The organism is Phocaeicola plebeius, assembly GCF_003437535.1.
GTDB lineage: Bacteria > Bacteroidota > Bacteroidia > Bacteroidales > Bacteroidaceae > Phocaeicola > Phocaeicola plebeius_A.
The window spans coordinates 148,104-167,068 of record NZ_QSQT01000002.1 but is presented as its reverse complement, the minus strand read 5'-3'; the positions used below and the strand labels follow the sequence as shown (position 1 = coordinate 167,068).

The following is an 18,965-nucleotide window of genomic DNA, read 5'->3' as shown; positions in this document are numbered from 1 at the left end:
CAATGACATATCCTGAACCTATTGTATTGGCAGAAACGACTTCTACCAACACGTATCTGGCGGCACTCTGCCAGAAAGAAGCGTGTGCGGAACTGACCACCGTGTATTCATCTTTTCAGTCGGCTGGGCGCGGCCAGCGCGGCAACAGCTGGGAGTCGGAAGCCGGAAAGAACCTGCTCTTCAGTTTTGTAGTTTATCCGGAGTTTCTGGAGGCACACCGCCAGTTCTATCTTTCACAGGTGACTGCCTTGGCACTACATGATGTATTGTCCTCTTACACGGAGGGCATTTCCATCAAATGGCCTAACGATATTTACTGGAAAGACAAAAAGATTTGTGGCACACTGATTGAGAATGACCTGACAGGCATCCATATCAGCCGTTCCATTTCGGGTACGGGCGTAAACCTGAACCAGGAACGTTTCCTCAGCGATGCTCCCAATCCGGTCTCATTATGCCAGATTACGGGCAACCAATATAACCCGAGGGAGATACTGGAACAGATTATGGAAAAAGTGACGGAGTACTATCAACTTCTGAAAGAGAACCGGACAGAGGTACAGGAAACACGCTACAAGGAGGCGCTTTACCGAAAAGAAGGACTGCATCTGTTCCGCGATAAAGACGGTGACTTCCGGGCACGCATTGCCGACATTGAACCGAACGGACGACTGATACTGGAAGACGAGGACGGACAGACAAGGGGGTATTTATTTAAGGAAGTGGAATACATCTTATGACACGTACTGACCGACAGATTCTTCACATCGCCCTTCCTTCCATTGTTTCTAATATTACGGTTCCCTTGTTAGGCCTGATTGATGTCAGCATTGTAGGGCACTTGGGAGCCGCATCTTACATCGGTGCCATTGCAGTGGGAGGCATGCTGTTCAATATGATTTACTGGTTGTTCGGTTTCCTCCGCATGGGAACCGGGGGATTGACCGCACAGGCCTACGGCAGACATGACCTGCAGGAAGTGACGCGTATCCTGCTTCGTTCACTGAGCATCAGCCTGCTGCTGGCGCTTGCCTTGCTGTTACTGCAATATCCGATACGAAATATCGCATTTATGTGCATGGACACCAGTAAGGAAGTCCGGCAATTAGCTACATTGTATTTCCACATCTGTATCTGGGGGGCACCGGCCACTTTAGGCCTCTATGGCTTCACGGGGTGGTACATCGGCATGCAGAATTCCCGCTTTCCGATGTTCATCGCCATCACCCAGAACATTGTTAATATTGCGGCCAGCCTGTTCTTTGTATTCGTACTGAAGATGAAGGTAGAAGGCGTGGCCTTAGGCACGCTCGTGGCACAATATGCCGGACTGGGCATGGCCTGTCTGCTCTGGCTGGCTTATTACCGTCCACTCCGGAAATACCTTCGCCAGAAAGCCTTGTTCGACCGTATGGAAATGAAGCGTTTCTTCCAGGTAAACCGGGATATTTTTTTCCGCACGCTCTGCCTGATTGCAGTTACCGTCTTCTTCACTTCCACAGGTGCGGCTTACGGGGATGTGGTATTGGCCGTGAATGCCCTGCTGATGCAGCTATTTACACTCTATTCTTATTTCATGGATGGATTTGCCTACGCAGGAGAGGCACTGACCGGGAAATACATCGGGGCCAAAGACAACCAGTCGCTAAGACTGACCATACGGCATCTTTTCAAGTGCGGAATCGCCTTGTCACTGCTGTTCACGTTACTCTACGGAGCAGGAGGAAAAAGCTTTCTCGGCTTGCTCACCAACGACACTTCTGTCATTTCGGCTTCTGAAGAATATATCTATTGGGTACTGGCCATTCCGCTGGCAGGATTCTCAGCCTTTCTGCTCGATGGAATCTGTATCGGTGCCACAGCTACTCGCGTAATGCTCCGCTCCATGTTAGTGGCTTCGGCCAGCTTCTTCCTACTCTATTATGGATTCCATACCACGTTAGGAAATCATGCATTGTGGATGGCTTTTATTGTGTACCTGGCATTACGAGGCATTGTGCAGGGAGGAATACTCTACCGGATGCCACACACCAACCTCCACCGACAGGTATAGTTTTAACGACAAGCCTCGGGATATATGCAAATTATTACTAACTTTGTAGCAATCTAAAAACAAATACGATTATGGCAAAATTCAAACGCATCCTGTTAAAACTCAGCGGCGAAAGCTTGATGGGAGAAAAGAAATACGGTATTGACGAAAAACGTCTGGGCGAATATGCACAGCAAATCAAGGAAATCCACGACATGGGGGTACAGATTGGTATCGTGATTGGTGGCGGTAACATCTTCCGCGGATTGTCTGGAGCCGGAAAAGGTTTCGACCGTGTGAAAGGTGACCAGATGGGTATGCTGGCTACGGTTATCAACAGCCTGGGATTAAGTTCTGCCTTGGTAGCAGCCGGTGTAAAGGCCCGCGTGCTGACAGCCATCCGCATGGAACCCATCGGTGAGTTCTACACCAAATGGAAAGCCATTGAAGCCATGGAAAACGGAGAAGTAGTGATTATGTCAGCCGGAACAGGTAATCCGTTCTTTACTACAGACACTGGTTCTTCTTTGAGAGGTATTGAAATTGAAGCCGACGTGATGCTGAAGGGTACGCGCGTGGACGGTATCTATACTGCCGACCCGGAAAAAGATCCGACTGCCACCAAGTTCGATGACATCACTTACGATGAAGTACTGGCAAGAGGACTGAAAGTAATGGACCTGACCGCTACTTGTATGTGCAAGGAAAACAACCTGCCGATTATTGTATTCGACATGGATACAGTGGGCAACCTGAAAAAGGTAATGTCTGGCGAAAACATCGGTACGCTGGTACACAACTGATTATTCATTTGAATCAAAAAATATACGGCAAGACTGGAAACGCATCCTGGTCTTGCCGTTTTTGTTTATTCACGTGTCAGTTCATAACGGTGAAGTTCTGCATTTTTCATCAGTGGAACCGTACGCAGTTCCTCCAGCGGAACGCCTGTAATACGGGCTTCCAGGCAACGGTTGATTTGTCCGTGTGCCACCACTAATACCCGCTTCCCGTCATAATGCTGCCACAGATAGTCCAAGAAAGCACCGGCCCGGTCGTACATCATCTGGCGAGTTTCCACTCCAGCAGGAGGATTGCTTAAATCGACACTCCCCACGGGCAGCCCGGTCCAAGGTCCCCAGTCTATTTCCCTCAACAACGTAGTCTGCTGCCAAGGCAGCTGCCGGTCGCCTACAGCCAGTTGCACGGTATCCACCACCCGTTGCAGATCACTGCTGACCACTGCATCCAGTGCAATATTCCGCAGGGACTCTCCTAAATCCATCGCCTGCTTTTTTCCTTCTTCTGTCAATGTGCCGGGCAAGTGCCCTTGAAAAATACGGCTCAGGTTTTCCACCGTCTGCCCGTGGCGCGCCAAATAAAGTGTAATCATACAACCGTGCTGTTTTATAGTGATAAAACAAAGATAAGAAGTTTTTCAGGATATTTCCGAAACCGGAAGACACAAACTTATTTTCAGAAGTATTGCAAGGAAATAAAAAATAGCTTATTTTTGTTCACATAAATACTTATCAACGAATATAAAACCTATAAATGCAAGAAATATATGGCAGATTCTAAAACAATTATCAGCGAAGCTGAAGAGAAAATGGATATGGCAGTCATGTACCTGGATGAGTCACTGGCTCACATCCGTGCCGGAAAGGCTGACGTACGTTTGTTGGACGGTATCCGCGTAGATTCTTACGGAAGCATGGTGCCCATCAACAATGTAGCGGCAGTAACTACTCCTGATGCGCGCAGCATCGCCATCAAGCCGTGGGACAAGAGCATGTTTCGCGTAATTGAAAAGGCTATCATCGACTCTGAACTGGGTATCATGCCGGAAAACAACGGTGAAATCATCCGTATCGGTATCCCGCCGTTGACAGAGGAACGCCGTAAACAGTTGAGCAAGCAGTGCAAGGGTGAAGGTGAAACTGCAAAAGTAAGTGTGCGCAACGCACGCCGCGACGCCATCGACGCTCTGAAAAAGGCTGTGAAAGATGGTATGCCGGAAGATGAACAGAAGAACTCGGAAGCCAAACTGCAGAAAGTACACGACAAGTACATCAAGCAGATTGACGACATGCTGGCTGCCAAGGACAAAGAAATCATGACAGTATAATCTTATTCACCATACACGAGGAGAGAGGAGGCCTTATGGTCTCTTCCCTCCTCTTTTTAATTTTGCACATATTCATTTTGGAAAAAGGTCTGGTCATTAAAAATACGGGAAGCTGGTACCTGGTCAAGACGGACGAGGGAAAGCTGATTGAATGTAAGATAAAAGGAAATTTCCGCCTGAAAGGAATACGCAGCACGAACCCCATTGCGGTGGGCGACCGTGTACAAATCAATGTCAATGCGGAGGGAACCGCATTCATTACTGAAATTGAAGACCGGAAAAATTACATCATCCGCCGTTCTTCCAATCTTTCCAAACAGTCACACATCATTGCAGCCAATCTGGACCAGTGCATGCTGGTGGTTACGGTGAACTATCCGGAGACTTCGACAGTCTTCATCGACCGCTTTCTGGCCTCTGCAGAAGCCTATCGTGTACCAGTATGCCTGGTTTTCAACAAGGTAGACCGCTATACGGAAGAAGAACTGCATTACTTGGATGGCTTGACAAACTTATACACGCACATCGGCTACCCGTGTTACCAGATTTCTGCCTTGGACGGTACGGGAGTAGACGAAATCAAACAGGCATTAGAAGGAAAAGTAACCTTATTTTCCGGCCATTCTGGTGTGGGAAAATCCACCCTCATCAATGCCATCCTGCCCGAACAGAACATCAAGACGGGAGAAATCTCTACCGCACATAACAAAGGTATGCACACCACCACATTCTCAGAAATGTTTCCGGTGGCAAGCGACGGTTACATCATTGATACACCGGGTATCAAGGGGTTTGGTACGTTCGACATGAAAGACGAAGAAGTGGGACACTATTTCAAGGAAATCTTTGAATTCTCTGCCCAATGCAAATATGGCAACTGTACCCACCGCCATGAACCGGGATGTGCCGTACGGGAAGCCGTAGAAAATCACTACATCAGTGAATCAAGGTATGCTTCTTACCTGAATATCTTAGAAGATAAAGAAGAAGGAAAATACCGTTCCGCATACTAATATGCCACTAAAATACACAGCCCCGCTCTGACGCCAACGACTGTCAAAGCGGGGCTATTTTTTTATAATAAAGAATGGTATCAGAAACGTCCTCCTCCCAAAGAACGGTAAAGAAGAGTATGAAGCTGACAATAAGCTACATTCAAGTCGATACGTTCCAGCTCGCAATCCAGATAACGTTCATCGGCAGACAACACATCCAGATAGCCCACAAAACCGGTACGGAACAATTCGTTCGCATTCTCAATGGAACGGCGATGCACGCGACTTTCCTTGGCTTTCAACAATTTACGTTCGTCCATCCGTTCAGATGCCTCCAGCAAATCGGCTACTTCCTGATAAGACTTCAACGCCACCCGGTGATATTCCAGCAATGCCATACGCTGACGTGCTTTCGATTCATTCCACAAAGCCCTGATTTCATGCCGCTTGAATAAAGGAGCACTGATACCAGCTGCTAAGTCGTAGACCAAAGAGGCCGGTGAGACAAACCATTTGCTCAAATCAAAGGCATTGAATCCGCCTCCTCCCCCGATAAGCAAGGAAGGGAAGAAAGTCTTACGGGCTGCAGAAGCATCGGCCTTACAAGCCAACAGTTCCAGTTCGGCCGCTTTCACATCCGGACGGTTACACAGCAACTGGGCCGGTATACCGGAAGCAGCAGGGAGCTGCGATGCAGAAATTTCCTCAAAAGTGGAACGTTTGATTTCAAAAGGCAGCTTTCCCAGCAACAATGCCAGTGCGCGTTCTGCTTCTGCAATCTGCTGACGCGTGTCGAGAAGCATCTCTTCCAGCTTCAGTCCACGCGACTGGAACTGGTCGACTGACAAACGGAAAACTTCGCCTTCCTTCATCAGCTCATTGGTCAGTTCATAAGCTTCCTGTGCCTTATGGATTTCTTCTTTCAGAATGACACATTTCTTATCCAGTCCTACCAAGTGATAATACTGTACGGCCACTTCGGAAACCAACATGGCTTGTGCCAAGCGTGCAGCCTCCACCGAGTTCATCCAGCGAAGCGCTGCTGCACGTTTTTTATCTGTCAGTTTTCCCCATACGTCGGCTTCCCATTGAAAGCTTACGCCTAAATTCAGATTTTTATAAGGATCAGGGATATGCTTGTCTTTAGCCAAATCGGGGGTATTGGTCGTACTGTTTCCTACCCCATCCATGGTGTATTCACCAAAACGCTGTACACCGGCACTCAAGCCTAAAGATACTTCAGGCAGCAAAGCTCCCCGGCCCACCCGTAATTGTTCACGGGCAAGCGACACCCTCTCCAACGTTTGCAAGAAACTATGATTTCTTACCAGTGCCGTATCGATATACGCCTTTAAATAGGTATCCGGAAAGAATTCTTTCCATGACAAATTGGCCATACTCAGCGTGTCCGAGGTTCCCCCGACAAAAGTCTCAGGCAGAGTCGCCTTCTCTTCCGAAAGGAGAGAAGGCGACTTACAGCCACTAGACAACAGTATAACAACGGCAATTGCGATATAATTTCGTAAATGATTAGTCTTCATCTTCATCATATTTTTTATCGGTCTTTAAACGAGACGACCAGGTTTCAAACAAGATATACAAACCGGGGACTAGGAAGATTCCTACAAAGGTTCCAATAAACATACCTCCGGCAGCGGCTGTACCGATAGAACGGTTTCCTAACGCACCTGCTCCAGTGGCTACTAGCAACGGAATCAATCCGCAGATAAAAGCAAACGAAGTCATCAAGATAGGACGCAGACGGCTTACCGCTCCCTTTACTGCGGCCTCCATAATCGAAAGTCCGCTCTGACGATATTGGTTGGCCATCTCGATAATCAAAATCGCATTCTTACCCAACAAACCAATCAACATGACCAGAGCCACCTGTGCATAAATATTGTTCTCAAGTCCGGCCAGTTGCAGGAAGAAATAAGAACCGAAGATTCCCGCAGGCAACGAAAGGATGACAGGGAAAGGCAACAGCAGACTTTCGTATTGTGCCGCCAACAGCAAATACACGAACAACAGACAGATTCCGAAAATCAATATGGTCTGTCCGCCCGAATCCTTTTCCTCACGGGTAATACCCGACCATTCCACGTCGTAACCACGGGGAAGCACTTCCTTGCTGATTTCTTCTACGGCCTGTATCACCTCACCCGAACTGATTCCTCCTTCTCCTTCACCTGTAATCAAAGCAGAAGTAAACATGTTGTAACGGGTAATCTGGCTGGGGCCGAACACACGGTCCATGGTCATGAAGTTTGAATAAGGTACCACATTACCGTCGTTGTTCTTCGCATACAGGCGATACAAATCCTCCGGATTCATACGATACTCCGGTGAAGCCTGAATCATCACCTTATACATCTGTCCGAAACGGATAAAGTTGGACGAATAGAAACTTCCGATATACGCCTGAAGTGTTTCCATGGCCTTATCCAAGTCTACACCTAACTTGGCAGCTTTTGCCAAATCCACTTTCAACAAATACTGTGGGAAGTTCGGATTAAAACCAGACGTCACTCCCTGAAGACGCGGGTCGGCATTCAACTTCTCCACCAATGTATTGGCCACTTCCGCAAAATCATGGAAATCGCCTGCCGTCTTGTCCTGCAAACGAAGCTCAAAACCACTGGCGTTACCGAAACCGGGCACGGAAGGTGGCAAGAAGAACTGTATGTCGGCGTCTTTGATATGAGAAGTACGCTCCTTATACAGTTGCATCAACTCCTCTACTCCCTTATCACGCTCATCCCAAGCTTTCAGGTTGATCATACCCATACCGTAACTGGCTCCTTCTGTCTCCGTCATCAAACTGTAGCCGGCCAGTGTAGAGATGCTTTCAATCTCATCAAAAGGCAGCAAAGCAGCCTGAATCTGATTCAGCACCTTTTCGCTTCGTTCCACTGTCGCTCCCGGAGGAGCATCCACGTTTACATAAATCATACCCTGGTCTTCATTCGGAATAAATCCGGTAGGAAGCACTAAATTGATGCCATACGTAGCCAGGAAGAACAACACTAACGTAGCGTAAGTAAAAGATTTCCGTCCTAAATACTTGTGTAATCCTAACTGATAGCTGCGTTCAAAGCGGTCGTAACGGCGGTTGAACACCACAAAGAACTTACGGAGCCAGGTAGCTTTCTTGCGTCCGTGACCTGCCGGTCGGAGCAGCAAGGCACAAAGTGCAGGCGAAAGCGTAAGCGCATTGATACCCGAAATCACAATAGCCACAGCCAGGGTCAAAGAGAACTGACGGTAGAAAATACCTACCGTACCTTCCATAAAGCCCACCGGCACAAATACCGCCGACATGACCAGTGTAATGGCAATGATAGCTCCACCAATTTCTTTAATAGCGGCCACAGATGCCTTATAAGGACTCAGCTTTTCTTCGTGCATCTTGACATGGACAGCCTCGACCACCACAATCGCATTATCGACCACAATACCAATGGCCAGTACCAGTGCAAACAAGGTCAGCATGTTAATGGAGAAACCTAACATCTGCATGAAGAAGAAGGTTCCAATCAAAGACACCGGTACGGCAATGGCCGGAATCAGTGTAGAACGTAAATCCTGCAAGAAAAGATACACCACGACAAATACTAACAAGAAAGCTTCCAGCAAGGTCTTCAACACGGAAGTAATGGAAGCATCCAGAAAGCGGGATACGTCGTATGCAATATTATAGTCCATACCGGGAGCAAAACTGCTTTCCTTGATTTCCTCCATGCGCTGCTTAATGTTTTCAATGACTTCACGTGCATTGGAACCCGGACGCTGCTTAATCATAATAGAGGCAGAAGGACGTCCGTCGGTCATGGACACCATGTTATAGTCTTCTGAGTCAAACTCGATGGTAGCCACATCCCTCAGACGCAGCAACGAACCGTCGGGTAAGGCCTTGAGCACAATTTCCCCGTACTCTTCGGGGGTGCTGAACTTCCCAGTGTACTGCAATACGTACTGCAACTGCTGGGGTAATTTATCGGAACTGATACCTGTCTTTCCGGGAGCCGCCTCAATGTTCTGCCGACGGATAGCATCTGTCACATCCTGGGGCACCAGATTATAGGCCGCCATACGAGCCGGATTCAACCATACACGCATGGCATAGTCACGGCTTCCCATGATTTCTACCAGCCCCACTCCGTCAATACGTTTCAACTCACGAAGCACATTGATGTCGGCAAAGTTATACACAAACTTCTCCGTATGCGTGGTATCTGTACTGAACACATTCAAGTACATCAACATACTGTTCACTTCTTTCTCTGTCACCACGCCGGCACGAATTACCTCTTCGGGCAATTCATCCAGTACGGTGGTCACACGGTTCTGCACATTTACCGCAGCTACATCAGGGTCGGTTCCAACCTTGAAATAAACGGTTGTGAGCGACATACCGTCATTCGTACATACCGTGGTCATATAGGTCATGCCCGGTACGCCATTGATGGCACGTTCCAGCGGAGTAGCTACCGTCTTCGCCATCACATCGGCACTGGCTCCTGTATAACGGGTTGTCACTGTTACCGAAGGAGGTACAATATCCGGGAACTGCGTAATAGGCAACGATACCAATGCCAGTCCTCCCAAACAAACGATGATGACAGAGATAACTGCCGAAAGAATCGGGCGACGAATAAACAACTTAAACATAGGCCCTTATCTTTGCAACATGTTCAACTTCAATTCCTTTCTCACATCTTCAAACGGAATGGTGTCTGCCTTAATCTGCATACCGTCCTTCACCAACTGTACGCCCTCGTACACGATTGTCGTACCCGCCGGGAAATCCTGCGTCACATAATAGTTCTGGAAACGCTCAATCGGATTAAAGCTGCGCACCTCCACCTTTCCTTCTTCATTAAACAAATACACATACGTAAAGTCCTGAATTTCAAAGGTAGATTTCTGAGGAATCATGTACACATCCTCCATGTGAGTCATCATACGTACCTTTCCGGTTACTCCATGTTTCAACAGTCCGTCTGGATTCGGAAAGCGTACACGGAATGCGATAGAACCGGTTCCCCGTTCAAAGTCCCCTTCCACGGTTTCCTGCTTTCCTTTATGTGAATACACCGAACCATCAGGCAAAATCAGTTCCACGTTATCCAGCTGCTGCAGATTTTCTCCGCTTAACTGCGCACGCTTCAAGCGCAAGTATTCGCTTTCGTTCACTTTGTAATAGGCAAAGATTTCCGAAATATCACTCACGGTAGTCAACAGACTTTCCGGGTTCACCAGACTTCCCACTTTATAAGGTATACGGTCTACATAACCGGTAAAAGGAGCGGTAATCGTGGTGTAACTATATTCCATCTGTGCCCGTTGCATCTCTGCACGTGCCTGCTCCACTTTCATCCGAGCCACTTCCCGTTCACGCCTCACCTGGTCCAAACGGATAGAAGAAATAATCTGCTTGTCGACCAGACGTTGCACGCGTTCCGTTTCATAATTGGCCATCTCCAGCTGCGCCTGGGTCTGTTTGTAGTTAGCCTCGGCTGCTTTTAATACTTCCATATAATTCTCTGAATTCAAACGGAACATGGGTTGTCCTTTTTTTACCAACTGACCTTCGTCAACCAGTACCTGCTGAATAAAGCCCTCTACACGAGCTTTTATTTCTACAAACTGAATCGCCTGAATATCGGCCACATACGACCGTGGCAAGTCAATGGTAGTAGGCTGAAGTACCGTCACCGGTATGGTTTCCTTACTCTTTACTTGTTTTTCGCCTGATGACTGACAGGCAGGCAACAGTCCGGCCACACATGACCAGATTGCAACCTTGTGAAGAAAATTTTTCATAAGATGACAAAATAAAGATTACTATGTAATTTGATTTTTAAAAACAAGAATAACCTTCCGATCAGGTATCACACCAAACCGGAACAGACTTTTTTTTTACGCAGTGTGCGAAAAGACTAAATCAATAAGGTACAAAAAGTCACATACGGGCGTACAGGAAATACGCGTAAGGATACAGTACGGACTATTACAGAAATATCAGCAATAAAGTTTCGAAAGCAAATGAAAAATAAAGGAAGCGAACCTAATATAAACCACCAGAAAAAAGAACGCACAGAGGTTTTTGAATAAGATAAATCTTCCCACTCAAGGACATTCACATCTTCTTCCTGAAAAGTATCAGCAGCAGAAGGTATCGCCATTTCGTCCTGTGTATCAACCTGGCATGCACTGATTACCTCATACGCATACGCATCCAAATGTATGAGTAACAACATCATCATACATAAGGCACGGAAAAGCTTATTTTTTCTGACAATATGAGATAACATAGTATAAATACACAATCGGTATGCAAAGATAGTAGTACAATAACTAATATAAAAAAGCCTTTCTCAGTTTTCCATAAAATTAACAACCTAAGCCTCTGTTTTTTACAAATCCCTTTCCGATAATTATGATTTCGCTTCTCTAAAAGGGTTCTTTTAACTATAAAAAATATAAAAAACATGGTATTCTTTCAATAAATCAATATGTTTGCCAAATAATTAATTAACCAGACTCTAATAAACACATGGACAAACGAATTAAATGGGGAATTATCGTTTTGGCAGGTGCAGGGCTGACCGCCTTGGGCATTCATACATTTACTCCCGGAGAGAACAAGGAACTGGCTGCTGCCGAGAAGAAATCGCCAGTCGACAAAAATAAGGCGCTAAATGTAAATGCGAAGATTATCAAGCCTCATCTGCTTACGGACCAGTTGTTCGTAAGCGGAAAGCTGATGCCGGACGAAGAGGTGGACCTTTCATTTGAAACCTCCGGAAAAATTACCAGCATCGAATTTACAGAAGGTAGTTTCGTATCAAAGGGACAGTTGCTGGCCAAGGTGAACGACAGTCAGTTACAAGCTCAATTGAAACGCCTGGAAGCTCAGATGCCACTGGCCGAAGACCGCGTGTTCCGTCAAAATGCCTTGCTGCAACGCGATGCGGTCAGTAAGGAAGCCTACGAACAGGTAAAAACGGAACTGGCCACCCTCAATGCCGACATCGAAAATGTGAAGGCCAATATTGCCATGACGGAACTCCGTGCCCCATTCGACGGCATCATCGGATTGCGACAGGTCAGCTTGGGAGCCTACGCCTCTCCGACTACAGTCATTGCCAAACTGACTAAAATCACCCCGTTGAAAGTAGAGTTTGCCGTGCCGGAACGTTATGCCCGACAGATTCAGAAAGGTACCAACCTGACCTTTAAAATTGAAGGCCGGCTGGAAACCTTCAATTCGCAAGTATATGCCACTGAGTCACGTATCAACGAGGAAACACATACCCTGACCGTACGTGCCCTCTATCCGAACCGGAACGGAGAATTGCTCCCCGGACGTTATGCGGACATCGCACTGAAACAACAGGAAATTCAAGATGCCATTGCTATCCCCTCGGAAGCCATCGTGCCGGAAATGGGAAAAAACAAGGTATTCTTGTATCGTTCGGGACTGGCTGAACCGGTGGATGTAGAAATAGGTATCCGCACGGAAGCAGAAGTACAAGTCTTGAAAGGCCTGTCTGCCGGAGATACCATACTGACCTCCGGTACCCTGCAGTTACGTACCGGCATGCCGGTAATTCTTGACCAAATCAACTAACCTTCTGCCGTATGAACATATCCGAACTTAGTATACGAAGGCCGGTACTGGCCACCGTACTCACCATCATCATCCTGCTATTCGGACTGATTGGTTATACAACTTTGGGAGTACGTGAATATCCGTCGGTAGATAACCCGATTATCTCTGTGACATGCAGTTATCCGGGAGCGAATGCAGAAGTTATTGAAAACCAGATTACTGAACCTCTGGAGCAGAACATCAACGGTATTCCTGGTATCCGTTCCCTGTCGAGTACCAGCCAGCAGGGACAATGCCGTATTACGGTAGAATTTGAGTTGTCTGTAGATCTGGAAACAGCCGCCAACGACGTGCGTGACAAGGTATCACGTGCGCAGCGTTACCTGCCACGCGACTGTGACCCTCCTACCGTTTCCAAAGCCGATGCGGATGCCAGCCCCATCCTGATGGTAGCCATCCAAAGCAATACCCGCTCACTGCTGGAGCTAAGTGAAATAGCCGATTTAACGGTCAAGGAGCAGTTGCAGACCATTCCGGATGTCAGCAGTGTATCCATCTGGGGAGAAAAACGTTACTCCATGCGTCTGTGGCTGGACCCGGTAAAAATGGCTGGTTACGGAATCACGCCTGTAGACGTCAAGAATGCCATCAACGACCAGAACCTGGAACTTCCTTCAGGAAGTATCGAAGGAAATACCATGGAACTTACCCTGCGTACCATGGGACAGATGCACACGGCTAAAGAATTCAACAACATCATCTTAAAGGAACAGAATGGACAGGTAGTACGCTTCAGCGACATCGGTTATGCCGAGTTGGGACCGGCCGACATCAAAAGCTACATGAAGATGAACGGTGTGCCCATGGTCGGTGTGGTAGTTATCCCTCAGCCGGGTGCCAACCACATTGATATTGCAGATGCCGTATACGAACGTATGGAGCAGATGCAGAAGGACTTGCCTGATGACGTGGAATATACCTACGGCTTCGATAATACCCGTTTCATCCGCGCCTCCATTGCGGAAGTAGAGAGCACGGTATACGAAGCTTTTGTACTGGTTATCATCATCATTTTCCTTTTCCTGCGCGACTGGCGCGTGACACTGATTCCTTGTATCGTAATCCCAGTCTCTCTGATTGGAGCGTTCTTTGTGATGTACGTGGCAGGCTTCTCCATCAATGTGCTTACGATGCTGGCTGTCGTACTGTCCGTGGGACTCGTAGTGGATGATGCCATTGTTATGACGGAAAATATTTATATTCGCATCGAACGGGGAATGAAGCCTTTTGAAGCCGGTATTGAAGGAGCCAAGGAAATCTTCTTTGCCGTCATCTCTACTACCATTACGCTGGCGGCTGTATTTATCCCGATTGTGTTCATGGAAGGAACTAGCGGACGTCTGTTCAGGGAATTCAGTTTCGTGGTAGCCGGTTCGGTTATCATCTCTTCTTTTGCAGCCCTGACATTCACCCCGATGCTTGCTACCAAGCTTTTGAAGCACAGGGAAAAACAGAACTGGTTCTACCGGAAGACAGAGCCTTTCTTTGAAGGAATGAACCGTGTCTACTCCCGTTCACTCAACGCCTTCCTACGAAAACGTGTCATTGCTATTCCGTTTACCATCATCACGCTCGTGCTCATCGGTTATTTATGGGGAGAAATACCTGCCGAAATGGCCCCATTGGAGGACCGTTCGCAAATCAATATCCGAACCCGTGCGGCGGAAGGTTCCAGCTATGAATACATACGCGATTATACGGAAGAAATCAACACATTAGTAGATTCTATCGTACCGGATGCCGCTTTCGTCTCTGCCCGCGTATCCAGTGGTAGCGGAAACATTCAGATTACCTTGAAAGATATCAAAGAACGCGACTATACACAGATGCAGGTGGCCGAACAGATTTCGAAAGCTATCCGTACCCATACCAAAGCACGTTCTTTCGTGCAGCAGCAGTCTTCTTTCGGTGGACGAAGAGCCAGTATGCCGGTGCAATACGTACTGCAGGCTGTCAGCATCGAAAAGCTACAGGAGGTACTGCCGGAGTTTCTGGCACAAGTGTACGACAACCCGACCTTCCAAATGGCCGACGTAGACTTGAAGTTCAGCAGTCCCGAAATGCGTGTCACCATCAACCGCGACAAGGCGGGTACCATGGGAGTAAGCGTACGCGACATTGGAGAAACCTTACAATACGGATTGAGCGGACAGCGTATGGGATATTTCTATATGAACGGGAAACAATATGAAATTCTCGGTCAGATTAACCGACAGCAACGCAACCAGCCTGCCAATATCAAATCCATCTATATCCGCAGCGACAAGGGTGAAATGATTCAGCTGGATAACCTGGTGGAATTCATAGAAGCCGTAGCGCCTCCCAAACTGTATCACTACAACCGTTTTATCTCAGCTACGATTTCTGCCGGACTGGCTGAAGGAAAAACCATTGGTGACGGTCTGGACGAGATGGACAAGATTGCAGCCAACGTACTGGATGATACCTTCCGTACGGCTTTGTCGGGCGACTCAAAGGAATACCGTGAAAGTTCCTCTAGTCTGATGTTCGCCTTTATTCTGGCACTCGTGCTGATTTACCTGATACTTTCTGCACAGTTTGAAAGTTTCAAGGACCCGTTCATCATCATGCTGACTGTCCCTCTGGCCATTGCCGGAGCATTGGTCTTCATGTATTTTGGAGACATTACCATGAACATTTTCAGTCAGATTGGTATCATCATGCTGATTGGTCTGGTAGCCAAGAACGGTATTTTGATTGTAGAGTTTGCCAACCAAAAACAAGAAGCAGGCGAAGACAAGATGCAGGCCATCCGCGATGCCGCCCTTCAGCGTTTACGCCCCATCCTGATGACAAGTGCTTCTACCATCCTGGGCTTGCTGCCGCTGGCTTTTGCCTCGGGAGAAGGAGCCAATCAGCGCATTGCCATGGGAGTAGCTGTAGTGGGTGGTATGTTGGTATCTACCTTCCTGACCATGTACATTGTACCTGCTATCTATTCGTATATTTCGACAAACCGTGCTAAAAAAGAAAGAAAATGAAGAAACGGCTTATTTATTTCATGATATGTCTGCTGGGAGGTGGAATAACCGCACAAGCCCAGTACACCTATACGCTAAAACAGTGCCTGGAAGAGGGACTGGCAAACAACTATTCACTCCGCATCACCCGCAACGAGGAGCAGATAAGTAAAAACAATGCGACGTTAGGGAATGCCGGCTACTTGCCCACGGTGGATTTGACTGCCGGATATACCGGAAATGCAGACAACAGCAATACGAAGGCACGGGCAACGGGTGAAACCACCAAGCTTCGTGGCGTGTATGACCAGACCTTGGATGCTGGAGTAGATTTGAACTGGACCATCTTTGACGGTTTCAATATCAGCACCACTTACAAGCAATTGAAAGAACTGGAACGTCAAGGTGCCACCAATACCCGAATTGCCATTGAAGATTTCATTGCCAGTCTTACTGCGGAGTATTATAATTACATCCAGCAGGAAATCCGTTTGAAAAACTTCCGCTATGCCGTGTCGCTGTCCAGAGAACGCCTGCGTATCGTAGAAGAACGTTATCATATCGGGAATTTCTCCCGACTGGATTATCAGCAGGCCACCGTCGACTTTAATGCTGACCGGGCACAATATATCAAACAAAGGGAACTGGTGCACACTTCACGCATCAACCTCAATGAACTGATGGCCGCCAAAGACATGGACCGCCCACTCAGTGTAAAAGATTCTGTGATTGACGTAAACGAGAACTTGGAATTCAATGACTTGTGGGAAGGGGCTCTTCAGACCAATGCTTCTTTATTGCAAGCGGACCAAAACACCGTATTGGCTCAGTTGGATTATAAAAAGGTTTTGTCGCGCAATTATCCGTACGTACGACTGAATGCAGGTTACGGATACACCCTCAACAAATACGACGTAAATGCCACACGCCAACGAAGCAACTGGGGGTTCAGCGGAGGCGTCACTATCGGATTCAATATCTTCGACGGTAACCGGAAACGGGAAAAACGAAATGCCAGCCTGGCCATCCGCAATGCACAATTTGCCCGCGATGAACTGGAACAAAGCTTACGGGCCGACCTGAGCAACCTGTGGCAGGCTTACCGAAACAACCTTCGCCTGCTGGAACTGGAACGCCAAAACCTGGTTTCTGCCAAGGAAAACCATGAAATCGCCAAGGAACGCTACCTGCTGGGCGATTTATCAGGTATTGAAATGCGTGAAGCACAAAAAAGTCTGCTTGACGCCGAAGAACGCATTCTTTCTGCCGAATACGATACCAAGATGTGCGAAATCTCTTTACTGCAGCTCAGCGGAAAGGTTACACAATATCTGAAATAAGATATTCAGTAATTTTTCCTACCTTTGTCGGACAATAAAAAAACAGACAAAGAAATGGGGCTTTTTATTCGAAAAAGTATAGAGGCTTTACAAGCAGAAGCCAAAGAAACTGGAAGTGGTACCCTTAAACGAGTGCTGGGCCCTGTCAGCCTGGTAGCTCTCGGGGTAGGTGTAATTATCGGAGCCGGATTATTTTCCATTACCGGAACCGTAGCTGCATCGTATACCGGACCAGCTATCACACTTTCCTTTATCATTGCAGCCATCGGCTGTTGTTTTGCCGGACTCTGTTATGCAGAATTTGCTTCCATGATTCCGGTATCCGGGAGTGCCTATACCTACTCCTACGCCACCATGGGAGAACTTATTGCCTGGATTATCGGATGGGACTTAGTATTGGAATATACCGTAGCAGCCACTACTGTCAGTATCAGCTGGAGCCGTTACATGACCGTATTCCTGCAAGGAGTAGGCATTGAGCTACCCCATGCATTTACAGCATGTCCATGGGATGGAGGTATTGTCAACATTCCAGCCATGATAATTGTGGTCCTCATGAGCTTGATTCTGATGCGAGGCACCGCCGGAAGTTCTTTCTTTAACGGACTGATTGTATTTCTGAAAATAGCTGTCATCCTGATTTTTGTGGTACTCGGCTGGCAGTTTATTCAAAATGACAACTATACTCCTTACATTCCAGCTAATACCGGTACATTGGGAGAGTTCGGAATTTCCGGCATTTTCCGTGGAGCAGCGATTGTCTTTTTTGCCTTTTTGGGATTCGATGCGGTAAGCACGGCAGCTCAGGAAACCAAAAATCCGAAACGGGATATGCCCATCGGTATTTTAGTATCCTTGCTGGTCTGCACCATCTTATATATTCTCTTTGCCCATGTCATGACAGGAGTAGCCCATTACACTGACTTCAGTGGACAGGTGGGTATTGCTCCGGTAGCTGTAGCCATTGAAAAGATGGGGCATCCCGATGCTGCGGGTGTCATACAACCCGCTTATCCGTGGTTGAACAAGGCCATTATCCTGGCCATTCTGTTCGGATACTGCTCGGTAATCATGGTCACCCTGCTCGGACAAAGCCGTGTATTCCTGAGTATGAGCCGCGACGGTCTTTTGCCACCGTTCTTTTCCAAAATCAACCAGCGTTTCCGTACACCGGTACACAGCAACTGCTTGTTTATGGTACTTGTCAGCCTGTTGGCCGGATTTATCCCGGCACAAGTAGCAGGTGAAATGACTAGTATCGGTACACTTCTGGCATTCACCTTAGTCTGTGCAGCCATCCTGATTGTACGCAAGACCATGCCCGATGTGCCCCGTGCCTTCAAGACTCCCTTCGTACCCTTCGTTCCGATTATGGGTATCCTCACCTGCTTGTGCATGATGAGCTTCCTTCCGGCCGATACCTGGATACGTCTGGTGCTGTGGATGCTTATCGGACTGGATGTCTATGCTTCATACGGAATTCATCACAGCAAACTGGAGTATGGTCAAAAACACCGGAAGGGAGATATTGTATTAAACCTGACCGGACTTATTTTGTCTATTCTGAGTGTGATTACCGGACTATGGCATCAGCAGACCGTAGGATGGGACGCAGACAAGACCCTGCTGACCATCTCTTTTGTGTTTGCCTTCACACACTGCGCTTTTTACATGTGGCGAATCTGGAAACATCCGCACAATCGGACCAAGGTTTCTTAAAAGAAGTTATAAAAAATCGTCAGGAACAGAAAAAACGAATAATAAACCACAACCAACATATAAAAAAGCAGTTATTTTACAGCGATTTATAC

General features: G+C 47.4%; 14 protein-coding genes. 9 read left to right on the top strand and 5 right to left on the bottom strand.

All coding sequences use genetic code 11. The features are described 5' to 3' along the window. The first annotated feature begins 2 nt into the window (after positions 1–2). The 3 genes from DXD04_RS02000 to pyrH all read left to right on the top strand — a co-directional run bounded on the left by DXD04_RS02000 (position 3) and on the right by pyrH (position 2,835). Positions 3–740 (top strand): biotin--[acetyl-CoA-carboxylase] ligase, encoded by a 738-nt coding sequence (locus tag DXD04_RS02000; protein ID WP_117670508.1) that lies wholly within the window; start codon positions 3–5, stop codon positions 738–740. Further along, complete coding sequence (locus DXD04_RS01995; protein ID WP_117670394.1) at positions 737–2,053, top strand: MATE family efflux transporter; 1,317 nt, start codon at positions 737–739, stop codon at positions 2,051–2,053. Before DXD04_RS02000 ends, DXD04_RS01995 begins: the two co-directional genes overlap by 4 nt. Positions 2,054–2,124: 71 nt before the next feature. Further along, on the top strand, positions 2,125–2,835 hold the full coding sequence (pyrH, locus tag DXD04_RS01990; protein WP_007559787.1) for a UMP kinase: 711 nt from the start codon (positions 2,125–2,127) through the stop codon (positions 2,833–2,835). Positions 2,836–2,900: 65 nt separating this feature from the next. On the opposite strand, the gene DXD04_RS01985 is transcribed toward pyrH, so the two are convergent. Further along, positions 2,901–3,425, bottom strand: a complete 525-nt coding sequence (locus tag DXD04_RS01985; RefSeq protein ID WP_117670392.1) for a histidine phosphatase family protein — start codon at positions 3,423–3,425, stop codon at positions 2,901–2,903. Positions 3,426–3,599: 174 nt separating this feature from the next. Here DXD04_RS01985 and frr point away from each other — a divergent pair, with 174 nt between their 5' ends. Next, complete coding sequence (gene frr / locus DXD04_RS01980) at positions 3,600–4,160, top strand: ribosome recycling factor (RefSeq protein ID WP_007559793.1); 561 nt, start codon at positions 3,600–3,602, stop codon at positions 4,158–4,160. Positions 4,161–4,195: 35 nt separating this feature from the next. Further along, complete coding sequence (rsgA, locus tag DXD04_RS01975) at positions 4,196–5,173, top strand: ribosome small subunit-dependent GTPase A (protein ID WP_117670390.1); 978 nt, start codon at positions 4,196–4,198, stop codon at positions 5,171–5,173. Between the two features lie 80 nt (positions 5,174–5,253). Here the strand turns inward: rsgA and DXD04_RS01970 are convergent, their stop codons facing one another. From DXD04_RS01970 to DXD04_RS01955, 4 genes are all read right to left on the bottom strand, one after another. Then, on the bottom strand, positions 5,254–6,705 hold the full coding sequence (locus DXD04_RS01970) for an efflux transporter outer membrane subunit (RefSeq protein WP_373103186.1): 1,452 nt from the start codon (positions 6,703–6,705) through the stop codon (positions 5,254–5,256). Next, the gene (locus tag DXD04_RS01965; RefSeq protein ID WP_117670388.1) at positions 6,686–9,826 is read right to left on the bottom strand and encodes an efflux RND transporter permease subunit; all 3,141 of its coding nucleotides are present in this window, start codon (positions 9,824–9,826) and stop codon (positions 6,686–6,688) included. Before DXD04_RS01965 ends, DXD04_RS01970 begins: the two co-directional genes overlap by 20 nt. Positions 9,827–9,832: 6 nt before the next feature. Continuing rightward, positions 9,833–10,981, bottom strand: coding sequence for an efflux RND transporter periplasmic adaptor subunit (locus tag DXD04_RS01960; RefSeq protein ID WP_117670386.1), 1,149 nt, complete (start codon positions 10,979–10,981; stop codon positions 9,833–9,835). A 116-nt stretch (positions 10,982–11,097) separates the two neighbouring features. After that, complete coding sequence (locus DXD04_RS01955; RefSeq protein ID WP_147330735.1) at positions 11,098–11,424, bottom strand: hypothetical protein; 327 nt, start codon at positions 11,422–11,424, stop codon at positions 11,098–11,100. A 290-nt stretch (positions 11,425–11,714) separates the two neighbouring features. Here DXD04_RS01955 and DXD04_RS01950 point away from each other — a divergent pair, with 290 nt between their 5' ends. The 4 genes from DXD04_RS01950 to DXD04_RS01935 are packed head-to-tail and all read left to right on the top strand — an operon-like array spanning position 11,715 to position 18,873. Further along, the gene (locus DXD04_RS01950) at positions 11,715–12,791 is read left to right on the top strand and encodes an efflux RND transporter periplasmic adaptor subunit (protein ID WP_117670382.1); all 1,077 of its coding nucleotides are present in this window, start codon (positions 11,715–11,717) and stop codon (positions 12,789–12,791) included. An 11-nt stretch (positions 12,792–12,802) separates the two neighbouring features. After that, positions 12,803–15,835 carry an efflux RND transporter permease subunit gene (locus tag DXD04_RS01945; RefSeq protein WP_117670380.1) on the top strand — a complete coding sequence of 1,011 codons (3,033 nt, stop codon included), beginning with the start codon at positions 12,803–12,805 and terminating at the stop codon, positions 15,833–15,835. Further along, a complete protein-coding gene (locus DXD04_RS01940; RefSeq protein ID WP_117670378.1) occupies positions 15,832–17,154 on the top strand; it encodes a TolC family protein in 1,323 nt (440 codons plus the stop codon). Before DXD04_RS01945 ends, DXD04_RS01940 begins: the two co-directional genes overlap by 4 nt. A gap of 54 nt (positions 17,155–17,208) precedes the next feature. Beyond that, positions 17,209–18,873 (top strand): amino acid permease, encoded by a 1,665-nt coding sequence (locus tag DXD04_RS01935; protein WP_117670376.1) that lies wholly within the window; start codon positions 17,209–17,211, stop codon positions 18,871–18,873. The last annotated feature ends 92 nt before the right edge of the window (positions 18,874–18,965 follow it).

Coding starts and splice junctions, on each gene's coding strand:
- DXD04_RS02000 (WP_117670508.1), top strand. CDS start 3: ATGACATATCCTGAACCTATTGTATTGGCAGAAACGACTTCTACCAAC.
- DXD04_RS01995 (WP_117670394.1), top strand. CDS start 737: ATGACACGTACTGACCGACAGATTCTTCACATCGCCCTTCCTTCCATT.
- pyrH (WP_007559787.1), top strand. CDS start 2,125: ATGGCAAAATTCAAACGCATCCTGTTAAAACTCAGCGGCGAAAGCTTG.
- DXD04_RS01985 (WP_117670392.1), bottom strand. CDS start 3,425: ATGATTACACTTTATTTGGCGCGCCACGGGCAGACGGTGGAAAACCTG.
- frr (WP_007559793.1), top strand. CDS start 3,600: ATGGCAGATTCTAAAACAATTATCAGCGAAGCTGAAGAGAAAATGGAT.
- rsgA (WP_117670390.1), top strand. CDS start 4,196: ATGGTCTCTTCCCTCCTCTTTTTAATTTTGCACATATTCATTTTGGAA.
- DXD04_RS01970 (WP_373103186.1), bottom strand. CDS start 6,705: ATGATGAAGATGAAGACTAATCATTTACGAAATTATATCGCAATTGCC.
- DXD04_RS01965 (WP_117670388.1), bottom strand. CDS start 9,826: ATGTTTAAGTTGTTTATTCGTCGCCCGATTCTTTCGGCAGTTATCTCT.
- DXD04_RS01960 (WP_117670386.1), bottom strand. CDS start 10,981: ATGAAAAATTTTCTTCACAAGGTTGCAATCTGGTCATGTGTGGCCGGA.
- DXD04_RS01955 (WP_147330735.1), bottom strand. CDS start 11,424: ATGATGATGTTGTTACTCATACATTTGGATGCGTATGCGTATGAGGTA.
- DXD04_RS01950 (WP_117670382.1), top strand. CDS start 11,715: ATGGACAAACGAATTAAATGGGGAATTATCGTTTTGGCAGGTGCAGGG.
- DXD04_RS01945 (WP_117670380.1), top strand. CDS start 12,803: ATGAACATATCCGAACTTAGTATACGAAGGCCGGTACTGGCCACCGTA.
- DXD04_RS01940 (WP_117670378.1), top strand. CDS start 15,832: ATGAAGAAACGGCTTATTTATTTCATGATATGTCTGCTGGGAGGTGGA.
- DXD04_RS01935 (WP_117670376.1), top strand. CDS start 17,209: ATGGGGCTTTTTATTCGAAAAAGTATAGAGGCTTTACAAGCAGAAGCC.